Raw genomic sequence first — 16,443 nt, forward strand, 5'->3', positions numbered from 1 at the left:
CCTTTTCCCTCACTTGATCCTGAAGTACTCATCCCTCAGGTCGACATTCTTCTGGGCGATGAACATCGCATCACCGACCTCGACGGCGCTGTTCCTGGTGACATCGGTCTGGAGGAACTTCGTCGTCCCGATGGCGGGCTTCGCATCAAGGCCGACGACCTCCCGAAGAACCTTCAGGGTGTCTGCCTGGTTGACGACTCCATCGGAGTTTGCATCGCCGTAGAGCAGGAGATATGCATCGCCGCTCGCGGCTTCGACAGGAATGGGAAGGACGTTCTCATCGGTAAGCCCTGCAACCAGATTTAATGCCGTTTCATCGCCGGTAACACCAGTGACATCGAACCGGACGGTCGCGATGGTGACGTTTCCGCTGACACCGGATACCGATACACTCTCAAAGCGGACACGCCCGGACTCAATGTTTGGCTGACCAATCAGGGGCAGCGCTCCAGCCGTGACCCCCTTAACCTCAAGGACGGATCCGTTGAAGGTGAGGTTGATATTGGCGGCCGCAAGACCGGAGACCTGGTTGACGGTTATCGGAAGATCGTAAGTCGTGCCGGGCACCAGCACGAGGTCTCTGGGCAGCTCGATCTTGGTCGCCGGGTGGGCGTACGAACCGATCGTGGCGTTCACGCGGTTGTTGGCAAACGTCGTCTCGTAGTCGGTCGCTCCCGCCCGGTTGACCTCGGTATCGATCGTGTACTCGCCGGCGACAAGTGTCTGGTTCTGCCAGATCATCGTCGACGCACCGGGCTCGAGCGCCGGAACCGCGATCGTCGCTTCCGGCTTGCCGGTGATGCTGTAGTAGAGGTTCGCCGCGTTGCTCCCGACCTCACCGTGATTCGTCACCCGAACACCGATCGTGGTGGTGCTCGCCGGCGTGGTATACCTCGGTGCGAGGATCTCCACGGCCAGGTCCGGGGCGGTGATCCTGACAGGATACACGAGATAGTTGTTCTGGTAGTTCAGTTCCTCGACCGTCCGGTTCGAGTTGACCTCTACCCCGACGTTGACGTCGACCGGCAGCCGGTAGTCGCTCGTGTTAATCCCGAACTCACGCGCGTTGCGCGATACCGTCGTGGTGAGGACATCCGTCTTCTCACCCTGAGCGAGACTCTTCATGAAGTAGGTGCTCTTGCTGTGGGGCCCGACCTCAGCCGTGCAGGCCATCTTGTTGGTTGGGTCATAGACGTAGTCCGCCGTCCCGATGTTACTGATGAGGAGGGCGACGTTGGAGATCGTGATGGTGTCGTCCCGCTCGAGTTTCACAACCTGCGGCGCGGATACGTCCGGCACGAAGTCGGGGAGGAGCGCGGTTGTCACGCCCATATAGCCGTAGTCTTCCTGTACCAGTTCGCCGTTGTGGTAGCAGAGCACCATGTAGGGGAGATCCGACTCGTGAATGAGGGCCTCCCGCAGTGCCTGCTGGCCGGCGGTCGGTGCGGTGAACGTCAGGGTTGCCTTACCGGAGTTGTCGGTGTAGCCGGTCGCGATCACCGTGTAGGGGTCAGGGTAGTAGTCGGCCGCGAGGAGGATGTTGGCATCCCTCGGATCGTCGTAGTATGAAGACCATTCCCAGTCCCCTGCCGCGCCAGCCGCAAGCACGACACGTGCACCGGAGATCGGCGATCCGTCCCCGGTCGATACATTAAAGACGACCGGTACGGACGATCCGACGAGGACTGAGTCCGGCATTGTGTAGGAGACGGACCTCTCCGGGTTGCGGAACGTGGTGTAGATGTACTTGCCGATGGTCTGGGTATTCGGGTTCAGGAGGCCGTACCTGGCCTCATAGTTCCCTTCCGCGGCCGGGGTTACGCGTTTGGTCCCCGTGCCGGTGAAGTCCACGACGGCAGCCGCTTCGGTTCCCGTATAGTACCAGATAGACGTCTCGGAGACTTTTTTGAAGACGAAGGCGCCCTTCTCGTGGATGGCTTCGTCGGCAGGCCCGTAGCTTGTCGCGATTACGTTGTAGGCATCGCCGTCCCGGGTAACACCGGCGCTGCGCGTCTCGGAGTCCGGGGAGAGCGTCCCGATATGCGCAGGTGCAACGAAAGTGTTCGTTACTATCCCCGGGCTGACGGGGGCATGCGAGATCGGGCTGAGCGGGGAGCCCCCTATCCACGTAGTCGTGTACCCGGAGATTCCCGGCGTGACAAGGAGGTAATCCAGCTGCGTTTTCCCTACCGTAGCGACGGTGAAGGTGCAGGTTCCGTCCGCATCGGTCACGTCGGTCGCAACACCATTCTCTGTGTAGAGGTAGACGGTCTGTCCGGGCATGAGACTCTCTACTCCCCGGACCGGGTCGTAGGTGGAGACGTACGCGGTGATGGTCGCCTCACCAGAGGGAACCGACGCGTAGGCGGCCTGGTCCCAGGTCGCCGGCCAGTCATAACCACCGTAGATATAGGTCAGGTTTCCGTCATAGAAGTCCTCGGATACCGTTGGAGTGCTCCGGTGCATGAACCAGGGCTCAAGCGTCCCGTAGACGAGAACCGGGGTCTCCTCCATGTAGTAATCATAGTCAGTAACGAACCGGACGATTGCAATGTAGCCTTCCTCCGGCATCGTGAAGTTGTAGGTCGCGATGCCGTTCGTGAGGCTGGCGGTACCCGAGTAGGTCTCCGGCTTCATCCCGTCGATCTCGACGAGAAGCGCCTCCATGTCGTCCTCCTCAGGGACAGAGAGCGCGCGGGCGCCTGCCGACGAGAGCGAGAGGACCTCGGTCTCGGTCAACGTGGTTACATAGACGTCAAACTCCTGGCTTACGGTCTTCTGGCCGTGCATTGGCATGGCCATGATGCCGAGGTCGACACTCTCTCCCGGCGGGCAGATGGCGCGATCCGGAAGCGGAATGACCTCCTGGTAAGAGTACCCCTCCTCGCCGACGTAGATGCTTCCTGCATTTCTGTCGTTGATCCTCATGTAGTAGTAAGTCGCATCGAGGGGCTGCCCGGCAAGGTCAAGCGAGCAGGATATAACACCGTCTACCGGGACAAGCGCCTCTTCGAAGATGCTTTCTCCACTGGAGTTCCTGACCACGAAGGTGACGCTCTCCTCATAGGCCGAGCCATCGGCGGCGAGAAGCGGATACTTGATCTCGACGGTCGCGTTGTAATCCACCGAGTAGGACGCCGACTCATAGATGGGGACGGTCGGATTTGGGGTCGGGGTCGGTGTGACCGCATTCTTGTACGCGTAGTCCTCTAACTGGAGGTTGCCATAGGTGAACCGGGCGTACACGTCCTCGCCGATGGGGACATCGGATATGTCCACATCATAGCGGGCGCAACCGTTCGCATCGGCTACGAGCGTCCGGTTCTCGATGTAGATGTACTGGTGCTGGTAGTTGGTATAGTAGTCATACCATACGCTGAGGTTAAGTTCTGCTCCTGCAAGGGGTTCTCCCGCGGTCGTGTTCCAGAGGACCGCCATGACCGGGAGCGCATCGCCCGTCACGGAGTACGAAGTGAGCGTTCCGCCGATGAGCTCGTGCTTGATCCCATCCCACGGCTCGGCCTCATCAAGGCCGCCGGTGGTGTTCACGGCTTCGTAGGCATTGATCCTGCCTGCACCGTAGGCGTTGTTCTTCTGCATCACCGGCAGGATGGCCCCGTCTTCACCGATGTGGACTGCCGTCTCCATCAGGGCGGCCTTCACGTCGGCGGGCGTAAGCGTCTCGTTGCCCGAGAGCATCAGCGCCGCCGTCCCGGCAACAGCCGGGCAGGCCATGGACGTACCCTGCATGGAGGCGTACTGGTTTCCGGGGTATGCCGATATGACGCCGACACCGGGTGCCATGACATCAGGCTTGATGTACGGCGCTGCCCGGTTGACCGGCCCCATGCTGCTGAAGGATGCACGGTAGTCCATCAGGTAGTCGGTGGCGCCGACGGTGATGGCATCTTTTGCGGTCCCCGGCGTGCCGATGGTTGAGGTGCCGAACTGGCCGCTGTTCCCGGCGGAGATTACGACGACGGTGCCTCCGGCAACAGCGGCGTTAATCGCGTTATCCATGACGGTGTCGCCTCTGGACTGGTAGCACTCACGAAGGCTGAGCTCCTCGATCCAGACACCGGTCTCTCCGTTGTTGGTGACATTGATCTTCCAGTTGCCGTTCCAGCCCACAGAGTTCGAGGCATAGGGTGCCTTGAAGCAGTAACGGTTCGTCTCCTGGTCGAAGCCGACCCAGTCGACCTCCGCCCCGCTGGCGACATTCCCCTGACCATCGGTCAGGGTGATGGTGAGGTTCTGCAGGGGGTTCGTGGGGCCGAAGTAGTCCGCCGCGTATGCATAGGACTCATCCTCAGCCTCGACCGATCCGATCACGAACTGAGGCTCGTACAGGGAGCCGGGGTCACCACGCAACTCTGACGAGACCTCAAGATTTACGATATAACTCTCGCCTCCGGGAAGGTACTCATCTTCTATGCCCTGACCGGGGGCCATGTAGCCGCCGAGGCTCATCGAGACGACATCGGCGTCGTTATCGATCGCCCACTGGACACCGCGGAGAATGGTGCTGAACTGGCCGGAACCTTCGTCGTTGAGGACTTTCGCCCCGATCAGGTTCGCCCCGGGAGCGACACCCAGGGCCACGTCGTATTCTTCGCCGATGTAACCGGCCGTGACCGTGCCGCCTGCTGCCGTACCGGCACAGTGGGTGCCGTGGCCGTAGTCGTCGTAGGCGGAGGAGTTGTCACCGTAGACAAAGTCGGCGAATTCGGCGACGCGGTTACCGAACGCGGGGTGGTCGCCGTCGATACCGGTATCGACGATGGCTATCGTCACGCCTTCACCAGTGTTCCCGCTCTTCCAGACGGACGGGGCCTCGATAGAGTCCACGCTCCAGACGGTGGCATACCCGGTCTCCGGCTGCGATATCTCATCGGGGCTGATCGTCGATGAGACCACCGCGACCGGGTCATCGAGCGTCACGGTCAGGTCCGGCTCGATGTGGTCGACCCCTGGAATCGCGGCAAGCTGATCGAGGGTTGCCGGGTCGGCCTCAAGCCAGACAGCGTTTGCTATCCAGTAAGACCGGGCGGTCTTCGCGGCCGCAGAGTCGACCGTTTTGACGGTCTGCAGCACCTGCGCCTGCCGGCCCAGAGCATCGGCTTTGAGCTCGGCAAACGATGCAGGCTGCTTTTGCTGTTCATTTAAGACCAGGAACACTGGAACCCGTTCTCCCGCCTGGACGGAAGGGGGATCCCGCATGGTCCGGTCATCGCCCGGCAGGGCACTCACTGTGCCCGCCAGAAGCAGTACAAAGAGCAGGACTATCAATCCTGCCTGTGATTTAGACAGTTTCATACTGATCACCCAAAATCTATTAATGAAGAGTTTAATCACAGATACAGCATATATTCATTTTGTTTTCAATTCGTGAGGTATGGTGGGTATAGGTAAAATATGCACAAATCAAGCCTCGATTCGGTATAACCTCCCCGGAGAGATCCACGCTTCATAGAAACAATTATATCCGGGATATCTTCGGCGCGCGAGCCAGATCCCCTGAATATCAGCGAGAGTAAAGTTTTTTAAACGGTTTTCGGGGGATTTTTCAATAAAACAGGTATCCGGGGTTTCCGGCTGTCATGCCCCCTCTCCTTACGCGGATCCAGGAAAAACGGGTGGACCGGGGGATTCATCCCGACAGCACAAACCACGGGTCCCGGAGGCCGACGTTGTACTGGGCGATGAAGAGCGCGTCGCCGACCTCGATCGCGCCGTTTGCATGGACGTCGGTCTTTGTGAACCGGCCGGTGCCGGGGAGAGGCTTCTCCCGGAGCCCCACGACCTCCTGGAGCACGAGAAGGGTGTCGGCCTGATCGATCCGGTTGTCCTCGTTCGCGTCACCGAAGAGGACCGGGGTGACTTTGATGAACCCGGGTTTCGTACAGACCGCTCTACCCCCATCCACCGAGAGCGTGACGGTGTAGTTGCCGGGGAGGGTGTAGGTATGCACCGGGTTCTGTGCCGCAGAGGTGCCGCCATCGTCGAACGTCCAATGCCACGACGCCGGGCGGCCGGTGCTTGCATCGGTGAACCGGACGGTGAGCGGCGCGGGGCCGGAGGGGACGTCTGCAGAGAAGGCTGCTCCGGACGTGGCCGTGATATCGAGGCGGGTGGAGATGCCGGGGGTATAGACCGCTGTCCCGGCGAGCGTGCCGTTCACAAGGAAGACAATCGCTTTCCCTGCATCGCCGTCCTCCCCGCAGACGAGCAGGCGCTCATCAAAGAGGGCATCCCCGCCGTAGACCCCGGCGGTGGCGAGCGTGAGCGACCCGCAGTCGCGGCCGTCGATCCGGGCGGTGACGACGGTCCCGGCCGGGACCAACCCGGATATGGAGGAGGATTTGTCTGTATTCCCCCCTGCCCCGGGGGATGCACTTATGGTCAACCGGGGTTGCGCCGGGAACCGGCGGAGCACTGTCCGGCCGTGACGGGCTCCCTCCCGGGTTCATGGCCGATCGCATATGGGGCGGAGCGGGAAGACCCCGGTCCCCGGGTCGGGGCAGTTCACGCTATTCATCCATAAGCCTTTTTTGCTCTCAAAAATTACCTATATCCTATCTATCAAAAGGAGATCTCCGTTTATGACGAAATTCGGCATATTTTTGCTTCTGTTACTTTTCCTGGTCCCGGCCGCAACGGCGGCGACGATCAGCATCAGCCCCGACGCGATCGAGTCCGGGGATACGGTCACCGTGAACGTAAACGATCTTCCCGACGGCGCTGCCTTCTCGCTCGGCATCCGCGGTGAGTTCGCCGCGACCCCCGGCGAGACGTTTGCCTTCACGGCCCGGGATCTCACCCTCCCCTTCGCCCTCACCTCGGGAGAGGTGAACGCCTACACGAAGGGCACGAACTGGACCGAACTCGCGGCGGAACTGCCGGACGGGAGCTCCGGCAGCATACGCCAAAACGCCGACAGGAACGACGAGCTCTGGATCAGCCAGCCCCGCAACCTCCCCGCCGGGACCCTCAGTCTCGTCACCCTCCGCGGGGAGGCCAACGCCACGAGCATCATCGCCGACCTGACGGTTCTCGGCACGAAGCAGGGGCCCAATGACGGCACGATCTCCTTTGCCATCGAGGGGGTCGACCAGGGCACCGCGACGGTCACCGTCTTCGTCGACGGGAGCCAGGCCCTCTCCCGGGCGATCGCCATCGGGTCCTCCTCCCCGACGCCGACGGCAACGGCGACCGCCACCTCCTCCCCGGGCAGCAGCGGGGGTAACGGGGGTAACGGCGGCTCGACCGGTCCCACCCCCGGCTCCGCGCCGGTGACCTCGGCCGACGGGAAGGCCTCTCTAACCGGAGCCGATATCGCGGGCGCCGGGCTTCTCAAGATAGCAGCGCAGGGCACCGCCCCCACCGGCTGGTCCCTCTCCGGGAACGCCTACGCCGTGACCCCCGCGAACCGGGCGTTCGACCCCGCGGCGACCCTCTCCTTCCGCCTCCCGGCGGCCGGTACCACCGCGACGATCGCCCGGTACGAGGACGGCGCCTGGACGGCGGTCCCGTCGAGGATCGAGGGCGACCGGATCACGACCCCGGTCGCCCGGGGAGGGCCTTACGTCCTCCTCGTCGCCGCATCGGCGCCTGAACCGACGGCCACGACCGTGACGACCTCCACGCCTGCCACGACTTCCACGACCACCTCCGCGGAGACGACCCCGACCGCCGCGCCGGTCGCCCCCCTCCTCCCGGTCATCGCTTTCACAATCTTGATGCTTGGGTGGAAGAGAAGAGGCTGACACGATCAACCCATGACGACTGATGACCAGCAACCCCTGATCCTCGAGGCCGCCGGGGACGTCCCGGGCGACCTCGTCGCCGTCGCCGCCTTCACGGCCGCGACCCTCGCCTGCGTCTACGTTCCGGTCTTGAACGAGAGTCTTCTCCGGATCCTCTTCGGCGTGGCGATGGTCCTCTTCATCCCCGGCTACGCCCTGATCGCCGCGCTCTTCCCGGCAAAGGGGGACCTCGACGGGATCGAGCGGGTTGCTCTCTCGTTCGGGCTCTCGATCGCCGTCGTCCCCCTCATCGGGCTTGCGCTGAACTACACCCCCTGGGGGATCCGGCTCGACCCGATCCTTGTCTCGCTCACGCTCTTCACCCTCGCGATGACCCTGGTCGCCTGGTACCGGCGGCTCCTCCTCCCTGCCGGCGACCGGTTCACCGTTCCGGCCCGGGAGATGCTCGGTGCAGCGTGGACCGAACTCTATGACCCCGGGGCCTCCCGGCTCGACCGGGCACTCTCCGTTCTTCTCGTCGTCTCGATCGTGGCTGCGCTTGCGACGACCGCCTACGTCATCGCGGTGCCAAAAGAGGGGGAGCGTTTCACCGAGTTCTACATCCTCGGGCCCGGGGGGAAGGCCGCGGACTACCCGAGCGCCTTTTCGGCCGGGTCGACGCAGTCGCTGATCATCGGGATCGGGAACCACGAGTACCGGGAGATCCCCTACACGGTCGAGGCGCTGGCTCTCAACCAGACCTTCGATCCCGCGACGAACACCTCGACGATCCATGCCGTTGCACCGCTCGACCGGTTCGTGCTGACGGTTCCACACAACGAGACCCGGGAGGTGCCCTGGGAGTTCTCGGTGCCGTCGAGAGAGTACAACCGGATCGAGTTCCTGCTCTTCAACGAGACGGTGCCGGGAGAAGAGGTCGCGGGCGAGGAGCGGATCAACGCGAGTTACCGGGATCTGCACCTCTGGGTGCGGGTCCGGTGAGAATAACCCGGAGCATCCCCTTCTTTTCGTCGACGGCGACGTGCTCGATCGTTGTCGGCTGACCTGTTCCGAGTGCGGCGATCACGGCGAGCAGGCTGCAGACCGGGCAGCCGATCATGGTGCAGCACTTCGGCGAGGCTGCCCGGACCGCCCGGCAGCCGGGCATGAGCCGGTAGCCGGCAAGGGTGACGACGATGTTCTCGCCGTCTCTTCTGGCCTCGGTCTTCTCCGCGACCTCGAGGAGGTCGTCGCAGACCTCGACGATGCAGGCGAGGAGGGCGTCCTCCTCTACGGGGATCTCGAGCGCGTGCTTCTCCTTCAGCCGTGCGAGGAGCGGGGCGCATGCCGGGACGAGCCGGACGGCGGCTGCGCCTTCGGCGGTGATGTAGGAGTAGTCGTCGTCCGTCGCCGCCGGGAGGGTTTCCCCGACCGGGACGATCTCGATGACGGTCTCTCCCTCCGGGACGAACCAGCCGTCGCCCTGGACGCCGAGATCCGCACAGAGCGTGGCGATGGTGACCGTCCCCTGCGCCGGGAGGAGTGCGGCGATCTCGGGGTCGATGGGTTCGCCCTTGTGGAGCGCGAGGAGGAAGACCCCGGCGACGAAGCACCCGGTGCCCGCGAGGACGACGGTTGCCGTGGTGATGTCGCCCCGGCCGGTCAGGGCCGCGACGGCGAGGAGGACCGCCGCGGCGACGATGAGGAGGAAGGCTCCCCGGTAGGGGGTGTTCTGGCTCATGCGCCACCTCCCGCCCACCGGGCGATCCGGTAGTCCTGCAGGGTGAGGGCGAGGTAGCCGCACCCGAGGGCGGCCGCAAGGCCGAGGAGGGGGAGGAGGACGTTTCCCGAGGCTGCGATGATCCCGGCAAAGATGGCTATCCCGACGGCGAAGACCCCGTAGCCCCGCCGGTCTTCGAGAAAGACTGCAAGCACGATCGCCTGCAGGACAAGCGCAACGAGGAGATCGGTCGCGGCGACGACCAGCACCTCGCCGGCAGAGAGCAGGAGGAACTTTCGATCGAACGCCATCAGAGCACCTCCACGGCATCGACCCCGGGGATTGTCCCGGCCGGAGCCTTCAGGACGACCTGCATCCCCCGGATCTTCGCCTCGTTGACCACCTGAACAAGGTGGCTCTTATCGCCCGCGGGGAGGAGGGAGTAGAGGCGGAGTTCCCGGGCGTCCGCCCGGTCGAGCGCCCTCCTCACCGCCGCTGCGAACGGTACGGGGCTCTCTTTTGCAAACGCCGAGAGGATCCCGCCGAGCCTCTCCCGGTACACCTCCTCCGGGCCCCCCCCGTTCCGGGGCACCCGGGCCCTGGCCGCGAGGACGGCGGGACCCGGCGCCCGGTAGAGGGGGGCCCGGGGTTCGAGCGGCGCAAGCCCGCCGAGGGCCGCGAGCGCGTCACGGATGTCCTGTGTCCGGGGGAGGAACCGGACGATCTCGCCGCCGGCGACGACCAGGAGCGAGCAACCGTCGCGGGAGGCGATCGCCGCTTCGACCGCACCGTAGACGGCCATCGAGAACCTGGAGTTGGTCTCCGGATCCCCTGTCCGGGCCGGGAGGTCGACGACGATGAGGGGGGCTCCCCCCTCGAGCCCGGTCAGCTGCCGGACGTAGTAGGCGTCGCGCCGGGCGGTGACCTTCCAGTCGATCTGGCCGGGGTCGTCGCCCGTCTGGTAGGGCCGGAACCCGCGTACGCTCTGCCCGGCAAACGCGGTCTGCCGGTTCACCTCGATCTCTCCGCTGGTGGCTCCCCTCCCTCTGCCGTTGCCGTTGGTTCCCGCGGGGAAGACCCGGAGGCGCGGGGCATCGTGCCGGCGGCAGACTATCTTGCGGGAGAAGAAGGCGTCCTGCGCCTCAAGGGCGACCCCCGTAAACACCGTCTCCCCCGGGGCCATCAGCCGGATGGTGTAGGTCGCGGTCTCGCCCGGCAGAACGGACGGGGCGTCGCCGACCGCGACCGCCGGCGGGAGGTCGCGTGCCCGGATTGCCATCCCCGCCGGGACGGTGCAGTCGACGCGGACCCGGACGGTCACGGCAGTCCCCTGCCGGAGGATCGTCCGGTCGAGTTCGCGGTCGGCCGCGAGCGAGGTTACTATGGCCGCGAGATCGCGCTCGAACCGCCAGCCCCGCCAGAGGAGGAAGACGGCGAGAGAACCGGCGGCGAGAGCCGCGGCCGGGTTCGCGAGCGGGAGGGCGACGACGGTGAGGGCGAGGGCGAGGGCAGCTATGCCGCTGGCCGTCCGGGTCGGCCGGATCATCTCTAGGACACCTCGACCGTTTCCAGGATCTCGGCGATGACCGCGTCCGCCGTGACCCCGGTGATCGCCGCCTCCCGGGTGAGGAGGATACGGTGGCGGAACGCCGGGAGGGCGAGAGCGCGAACGTCGTCGGGGATGACGTAGGAGCGGCGGTTCAGGGCCGCCCGGACTCTCGAGCCCCGGATGAGGGCGATCGAGGCACGGGAACTCGCGCCGAGCCGGATGTCGCCGTGCGACCGCGTGGCGAGGACGAGATCGCGCATGTAGCCGAGAACCGACTCGTCGACCCTGATCTCCTGGGCGGTCACGGTCATGGCCGCGATCTCGGTCTTGCTGAGGACGGGGGCGACCTGGTAGATCCTCGTGTCCAGTTCCCCGGCGCGCTCCCGGCGGAGGACCTCGAGTTCGTTCTCCGCGTCGAGATGGTTGAGGACGGAGCTGAACATGAACCGGTCGCACTGGGCCTCGATGAGCGGAAAGGTCCCTTCGGCCTCGTGGGGGTTCTGGGTGGCGATGGTGAAGTAGGGGTCGGGGAGCGGGTAGGTCGTCCCGTCGATCGTCGCCTGGTGTTCGCTCATCGCTTCGAGGAGGGCGGCCTGGGTTCTCGGCGTCAGGCGGTTGATCTCGTCGACCATCAGGAAGTTCGTGAAGATCGGGCCTTTCTGGAGGAAGAACTCGCCCCGGTTCCTGTCGTAGATCCGGACGCCGATGATGTCGGCGGGCTGGATGTCCACCGCCCCCTGAACCCGCCGGAAGTCGTAGTCGACGAGATGGGCGATGATCTTGCAGATGGTGGTCTTTGCCGTTCCGGGAACCCCCTCGATGAGGAGGTGACCGCCGCTGATCATGCTGATGAAGATCCCCTCGATGAGGTCGCGATTCCCGACGATCACCTGCCGGATGGTCATCTGTATCGTCTCGTAGGTGTTTGCAATCGCTTCGATGCGCTCGGTCAGGTTGTTATCAATCATTCTCTCTCCTCCCGAACCGGTAGGCTACCGGCAGGACGGCCAGGGCGGCTATGGCGGCCACGGCCGGTGGTCTCTCTTCTATCCAGAGTATGGTGTTGACGATCGGGTTAGCGGTGCCGGTTCTGCTGTGGGCGGCGTCGATCAGGATCGGCCCGAGGTTCTCGATGAATGTGGGGTTCTCGGCGAGCATGGCGTTGACGAAGAGGCTCGGGTCGCCGAGGACGGTCAGGTTGCCTTCGCGGGCGGCGACCGCCCGGCGCGCGAAGGTCTCGTCGCCGCTGACGCGCCCGTCGCCGTCGGCGTCGTTCCAGGTGAGGATCGAGGTCTCGATGAGGGGTTCGCCGCCCTCGACCGCCGCGGGGCGGTTCACGAGGACGGTCTCTACACCGGCAAAGGGACTTGCGTTGCCGACGACGTATCCGGTGATAAGCCCGGGCTCGGCGTGGTCACGCTCGAGGCTCGCGAGGTTCTCCGGCCGGACTCGCATCCTGCTCCCGAGGTCGGCGAGGAGGTGGTTGGCGCTGCCGTCCTCGTCGGCGATGAGGAGACGGCCTCCGGATTCGAGGAACGTCCGCAGGTAGCCGGCCTCTTCGGGGCTGAAGGGCCGGTCGGGTGCGAGGATGAGGAGGGTCGCGCCGGGAGGAAGGGTTGCCAGATCGCGGATCTCTTCTGCGGCGAGCGCCGAGGTGCCGTTCCAGCCGATGTTGCAGCGGCTGTACTCCTCGGTGGTGGTGGTGGCGTGGATGAAGAGCGCACCGCCGGCGAGAATGAGGATGAGGAGAACCGCCCAGGCCTCACGCTGCATCTTCGTCACCTCCCCGGGCTTCGGCTTCCATCGCACGGAGTTCCTCCTCCGTCGGGGTCTCGCCGGCGTACCGGATCCTCTCGTAGCGCTCGAAGAACCCGGCGTGGTCGGGGGCGATGCGGGCGCAGTCCCTCGGGGTCTTCGTCCCGGGGATGCCGAGCCGGGCACGGAGCATGCGGAAGAGGACGGTCGCGGCCTCGCGCGGAGGGAGGCCGGCCACGCTCCCCTCCGGCGGGCCGGCTGCTGCCGGTTCTACCGCAGCCTCTTCCTCCGGGGGTCTCTCCACCGGGCTCTCCTCCGGCCTTCGCCGTTGGAGGTACCAGCCGGCCCCGGCAGCGGCGGCGAGCGCCGCTATGAACGGGAGGGGGGAGAGCCCCTCGCCCCGAACCTGGACGGCCACGGTCTCGCTCTCGGAGGCGTTCAGGGGATAACCCGCTGCGTGGAACTCCGCCTGGAGGGTATGCTCCCCGGGGGCGAGGACGATCTCTTTTACGTAGGTGCCGTTGCCGTCGGTCTCTGTGCTGATGAGCGTAGCGTTGTCGACCCGGACGAGGACCGGAGCGCCGGTGACCGGGAGGCCGTCGGCCGTGAGGTTTCCGGTGCAGGCGACGGCGGTCGCGTTCACTTCCATGGTGTCGAGGGTGATCGTTGTGTTCTCCGTGAGGACCTCGAACGTCGCGACCTCGGAGTAGACCGTGCCCGCGACGGCGTAAGCGAGGTGCGGTCCCGTGAGGATCCGGCCGATCCGGTAGGAGCAGGCGTAGGTGCCGTTTGCATCGAGTGTGGCGGCCGCGGCGTTCCTGCTGTCGACGTAGACCTCGACGCGGGTTCCCGGGGCGCCGCCGGGGTAGGTTCCGGCGATCGTGAGCGTCTCGGCGTACCGCCCCTCACCGGGGGCGACCGCGATAGTGAGCGGGGAGCGTACAGGGGTTCCACCGGTACCTGTCCCGCCGGTCTCCTCCCGCCAGTCGTCTGCGGCGTCGGCGACCTCTGCGAAGTGCCCGACGCTCTCGCGGTAGGGGGTGGTGTTCAGGTCGTAGTGGTCGGCGATCCGGGTGGTCGCCGCTTCGCGGCCTGCGTAAGAGGCGAACCCTTCCTGCATCTTCTGCCGGAGCGCCTCGCCCTCGTAGGCGATGGCCATACGCTGGCCCTCGTCGCCCTGGACCTCGATCTCGAGCCGTTTTAAGTCCTCGAACCGCCGGGTGTCGTTTAAGAGCGTCGCGAGGGCTTCCTGGTTCTGCCGGTTGTTCTGCTGGAACTCACCGATGTCGGTCCCGGAGACGTCGAGCGTGACAACCAGCCGGTCGAACTGCCGCGAGAGTTCGCTGTAGCGGGCGAGGTCGCGTTCGGCGCTCTCGTAGTCCTTGAGCTTGATCGTGAGGGCGAGGGTTCCGGTCTGGCCCAGCAGGTCGTCCATCAGGGGGACGAGCGCCGCGGCGTTGCCCGGCGACTTCTTCTGGACGGTCGCGGGGTCGGCGTGGGCGGCGGTCGCGGTGTTCTCCGCGGTGTAGAGGATCGGAGAGGCCGCCTGGGCTCCAAGGAGGAGGAGGACGAGGACGGCTGCCGCCGCGAGGATGACGTGGGACGCCCGGCGGATCATGCGGCAAGGATCTCCAGGATTTTTTCAACGACGATGTAGGCGAAGAGGGCGACCCCCGCGGCGATGAGGTAGCCGATGTAGCGCATGTAGCGGGGGCGCGAGAAGGCTCCGTCGATCAGGACCGCGACGACGAGGAGGCCGATCAGCGAGAGGACGAAGAAGACCTCGAGGTCGAGCGCGCGGTTTAAGACCATGAAGAAGGCGACGATGATGAGCCAGGCTGCGAGTACGGCCGCTGCAGAGTATTTCTTCGCACTCGCCATCCTGATTAAATTTCGGCTCTGCGAGAGATAATTCTATTGAAAGTATACTATTTTGTGACGGGCAGGTAAGGGGAATTGGGCGGTCCTGGGACTGTGGCGGCGGGGGCGCCCCGGCCTCTCTCTCCGGGGTTCGTCTTAGTTAAGTTTTGTTTACTGAGAGGGGGGTTCCCGTGTCTACGTTAAGTTTGCCTGATTAAGGGGGACTCGCTCGTGCAGGTTAACCGGGGTGGGGACCGGCTTCCGTGTCGGCCACGCGCTCGTCGGTATGGAACCCGGCCCATCGATGAAGTTCTCAATTTCCGGGACCCGGCCGGGTTCCCCGCTCGATGATCGAGACATAATCTGCGAACATGTACTTTTTGTACCGTCGTCCGCCGGTAATCTCCTTTAAGATGCCGATATCCTCCAACCTTCCGATCAACTGGTAGGCTGTCGGCCCGCTCACCCCGAGCACCTCCGCTGCCTCACGTGTGGTGATGATCGGTTCATCGAAGAGCGCGTACACCAATTTTACGGCATTCGCTCCGCCGATCTCGTGTTTGAGGAGCGTATCGACGACACCGTCCTTCAGCTGGATGATCTCCCTTGCCGACGCGATCGACTCGTTGGATACCTCGATAACCCCCTGCAGGAAAAATCGGAGCCATGCCTCCCATGCTCCATCCGTCCAGACCTCGTTCAAGGTCCGGTAGTACTCCTCCCGGTGTCTTTTGAAGTAGATGCTCAGGTAAAGGAGCGGTTTTGCAAGGATCCCTTTCCAGCAGAGGTAGAATGTTATGAGCAGCCGCCCCATACGACCGTTTCCGTCCAGGAACGGGTGAATGGTCTCAAACTGGGCGTGGATGAGGGCAATCTTAATGAGGGGCGGCACGGAGCCCTTCGCGAGGATGAAGGCTTCAAGATCCTTCATCAGGGCTTCAACGCGTTCCGGCGGTGGCGGCACGAAGACGGCATCCCGGATCGAGGTAGCCCCCGAGCGGGCTATGTAATTCTGGACGGTCCGGAAGTTACCCGGCTCCCGATCTGAGCCCCGTGTCCCCTTGATCAGGATGCAGTGGATATCCCTGACGAGATCCAGGGATATCGGAGCACTTTTGAGTCGCTCCAGCCCGCTGTCCATGGCCCGCAGGTAATTGACGACCTCACGGAGGTCGTTGATGTTCTCCGTCGGCTTCAGGTTCGCCTCGAACTCCAGAACCCCTTTGAGGGAGGCCTCTGTCCCCTCGATCTGCGAGCTCAGCAGCGCCTCTTTCTTCATGTACATAGCGATGAACAGGTCAGGATTGGGGAGCGTCACTGCCATGCCGTCGAGCCTTGCAAGCGCCCGGTCGGCCTCCGAGAGGAGGTACTGTAGCGTCTCATCGTATACGATCGGCGGGTCGGGTGGGAGGCTCCTGGGTATGAATGCGTTATAGCCACCTTTTTGGTGAACGAAATGTCCGGATCGACTCTCTTGCATGAAGCACCTGCGAGGTGAGTGTTCTCTAAGTTAACTTTTGTTTACTTAGAGTGGTGGATCGCCTTCTATGTTAAGTTTGCTTAATTTAGAACGGGCCGGGGCGTGCAGGTCGACCGGGTCTCATCGTCGCGACACCCGGGACGGTGGGGTCCGGCGCTTCCGGGACGCTCCCGGACGAGGCGGTCAAGGAGGGGCTGGGAGGCGATTGAGGGATGGTGGTAGCGCTGAGCCGGTCGTCGACTGGCGCCCCGGGCGTGAACATGGCGCCGGAGGCAGTCCCCTCACCCGCCGGGCAGCGGAGACGGGGACCGTGCTCTTCTCCCGGTGACGCGGG

At 64.3% G+C, this 16,443-nt stretch carries 12 protein-coding genes; 2 read left to right on the forward strand and 10 right to left on the reverse strand.

Annotated features, from left to right (window positions below):
* Positions 1 to 9: 9 nt before the first annotated feature.
* Positions 10 to 5,316, reverse strand: a complete 5,307-nt coding sequence (locus tag FKB36_RS09795) for a S8 family serine peptidase (RefSeq protein ID WP_261597878.1) — start codon at positions 5,314 to 5,316, stop codon at positions 10 to 12.
* A 334-nt stretch (positions 5,317 to 5,650) separates the two neighbouring features.
* A complete protein-coding gene (locus FKB36_RS09800; RefSeq protein WP_261597879.1) occupies positions 5,651 to 6,343 on the reverse strand; it encodes a PKD domain-containing protein in 693 nt (230 codons plus the stop codon).
* A 259-nt stretch (positions 6,344 to 6,602) separates the two neighbouring features.
* On the opposite strand from FKB36_RS09800, the gene FKB36_RS09805 reads away from it, so the two are divergent.
* A complete protein-coding gene (locus FKB36_RS09805) occupies positions 6,603 to 7,766 on the forward strand; it encodes a hypothetical protein (protein WP_261597880.1) in 1,164 nt (387 codons plus the stop codon).
* 12 nt (positions 7,767 to 7,778) lie between these two features.
* Positions 7,779 to 8,747 carry a DUF1616 domain-containing protein gene (locus FKB36_RS09810; protein ID WP_261597881.1) on the forward strand — a complete coding sequence of 323 codons (969 nt, stop codon included), beginning with the start codon at positions 7,779 to 7,781 and terminating at the stop codon, positions 8,745 to 8,747.
* Here the strand turns inward: FKB36_RS09810 and FKB36_RS09815 are convergent.
* The 8 genes from FKB36_RS09815 to FKB36_RS09850 form a co-directional block, all read right to left on the reverse strand.
* Positions 8,701 to 9,486 (reverse strand): hypothetical protein, encoded by a 786-nt coding sequence (locus FKB36_RS09815; protein ID WP_261597882.1) that lies wholly within the window; start codon positions 9,484 to 9,486, stop codon positions 8,701 to 8,703. The genes FKB36_RS09810 and FKB36_RS09815 overlap by 47 nt on opposite strands.
* A complete protein-coding gene (locus FKB36_RS09820; protein WP_261597883.1) occupies positions 9,483 to 9,776 on the reverse strand; it encodes a hypothetical protein in 294 nt (97 codons plus the stop codon). Before FKB36_RS09820 ends, FKB36_RS09815 begins: the two co-directional genes overlap by 4 nt.
* A complete protein-coding gene (locus FKB36_RS09825) occupies positions 9,776 to 11,011 on the reverse strand; it encodes a DUF58 domain-containing protein (protein ID WP_261597884.1) in 1,236 nt (411 codons plus the stop codon). Before FKB36_RS09825 ends, FKB36_RS09820 begins: the two co-directional genes overlap by 1 nt.
* A 2-nt stretch (positions 11,012 to 11,013) precedes the next feature.
* Entirely contained in the window at positions 11,014 to 11,982 is a 969-nt protein-coding gene (locus FKB36_RS09830) for an AAA family ATPase (RefSeq protein ID WP_261597885.1), read from the reverse strand.
* Positions 11,975 to 12,823 carry a DUF4350 domain-containing protein gene (locus FKB36_RS09835; protein WP_261597886.1) on the reverse strand — a complete coding sequence of 283 codons (849 nt, stop codon included), beginning with the start codon at positions 12,821 to 12,823 and terminating at the stop codon, positions 11,975 to 11,977. The genes FKB36_RS09830 and FKB36_RS09835 overlap by 8 nt, the downstream gene beginning before the upstream one ends.
* Entirely contained in the window at positions 12,777 to 14,387 is a 1,611-nt protein-coding gene (locus FKB36_RS09840) for a hypothetical protein (RefSeq protein WP_261597887.1), read from the reverse strand. Before FKB36_RS09840 ends, FKB36_RS09835 begins: the two co-directional genes overlap by 47 nt.
* Positions 14,384 to 14,650 carry a hypothetical protein gene (locus tag FKB36_RS09845; protein ID WP_261597888.1) on the reverse strand — a complete coding sequence of 89 codons (267 nt, stop codon included), beginning with the start codon at positions 14,648 to 14,650 and terminating at the stop codon, positions 14,384 to 14,386. Before FKB36_RS09845 ends, FKB36_RS09840 begins: the two co-directional genes overlap by 4 nt.
* Before the next feature lie 292 nt (positions 14,651 to 14,942).
* The gene (locus tag FKB36_RS09850; RefSeq protein WP_261597889.1) at positions 14,943 to 16,109 is read right to left on the reverse strand and encodes a Fic family protein; all 1,167 of its coding nucleotides are present in this window, start codon (positions 16,107 to 16,109) and stop codon (positions 14,943 to 14,945) included.
* Positions 16,110 to 16,443: the final 334 nt, after the last annotated feature.

The organism is Methanoculleus formosensis (assembly GCF_025384765.1).
Classification (GTDB): Archaea; Halobacteriota; Methanomicrobia; order Methanomicrobiales; family Methanoculleaceae; genus Methanoculleus; species Methanoculleus formosensis.

Excerpts from the sequence above, each read along its gene's own strand:
- FKB36_RS09795 (WP_261597878.1), bottom strand. The coding sequence starts at position 5,316 with ATGAAACTGTCTAAATCACAGGCAGGATTGATAGTCCTGCTCTTTGTA.
- FKB36_RS09805 (WP_261597880.1), top strand. The coding sequence starts at position 6,603 with ATGACGAAATTCGGCATATTTTTGCTTCTGTTACTTTTCCTGGTCCCG.
- FKB36_RS09810 (WP_261597881.1), top strand. The coding sequence starts at position 7,779 with ATGACGACTGATGACCAGCAACCCCTGATCCTCGAGGCCGCCGGGGAC.
- FKB36_RS09815 (WP_261597882.1), bottom strand. The coding sequence starts at position 9,486 with ATGAGCCAGAACACCCCCTACCGGGGAGCCTTCCTCCTCATCGTCGCC.
- FKB36_RS09820 (WP_261597883.1), bottom strand. The coding sequence starts at position 9,776 with ATGGCGTTCGATCGAAAGTTCCTCCTGCTCTCTGCCGGCGAGGTGCTG.
- FKB36_RS09825 (WP_261597884.1), bottom strand. The coding sequence starts at position 11,011 with ATGATCCGGCCGACCCGGACGGCCAGCGGCATAGCTGCCCTCGCCCTC.
- FKB36_RS09830 (WP_261597885.1), bottom strand. The coding sequence starts at position 11,982 with ATGATTGATAACAACCTGACCGAGCGCATCGAAGCGATTGCAAACACC.
- FKB36_RS09840 (WP_261597887.1), bottom strand. The coding sequence starts at position 14,387 with ATGATCCGCCGGGCGTCCCACGTCATCCTCGCGGCGGCAGCCGTCCTC.
- FKB36_RS09845 (WP_261597888.1), bottom strand. The coding sequence starts at position 14,650 with ATGGCGAGTGCGAAGAAATACTCTGCAGCGGCCGTACTCGCAGCCTGG.
- FKB36_RS09850 (WP_261597889.1), bottom strand. The coding sequence starts at position 16,109 with ATGCAAGAGAGTCGATCCGGACATTTCGTTCACCAAAAAGGTGGCTAT.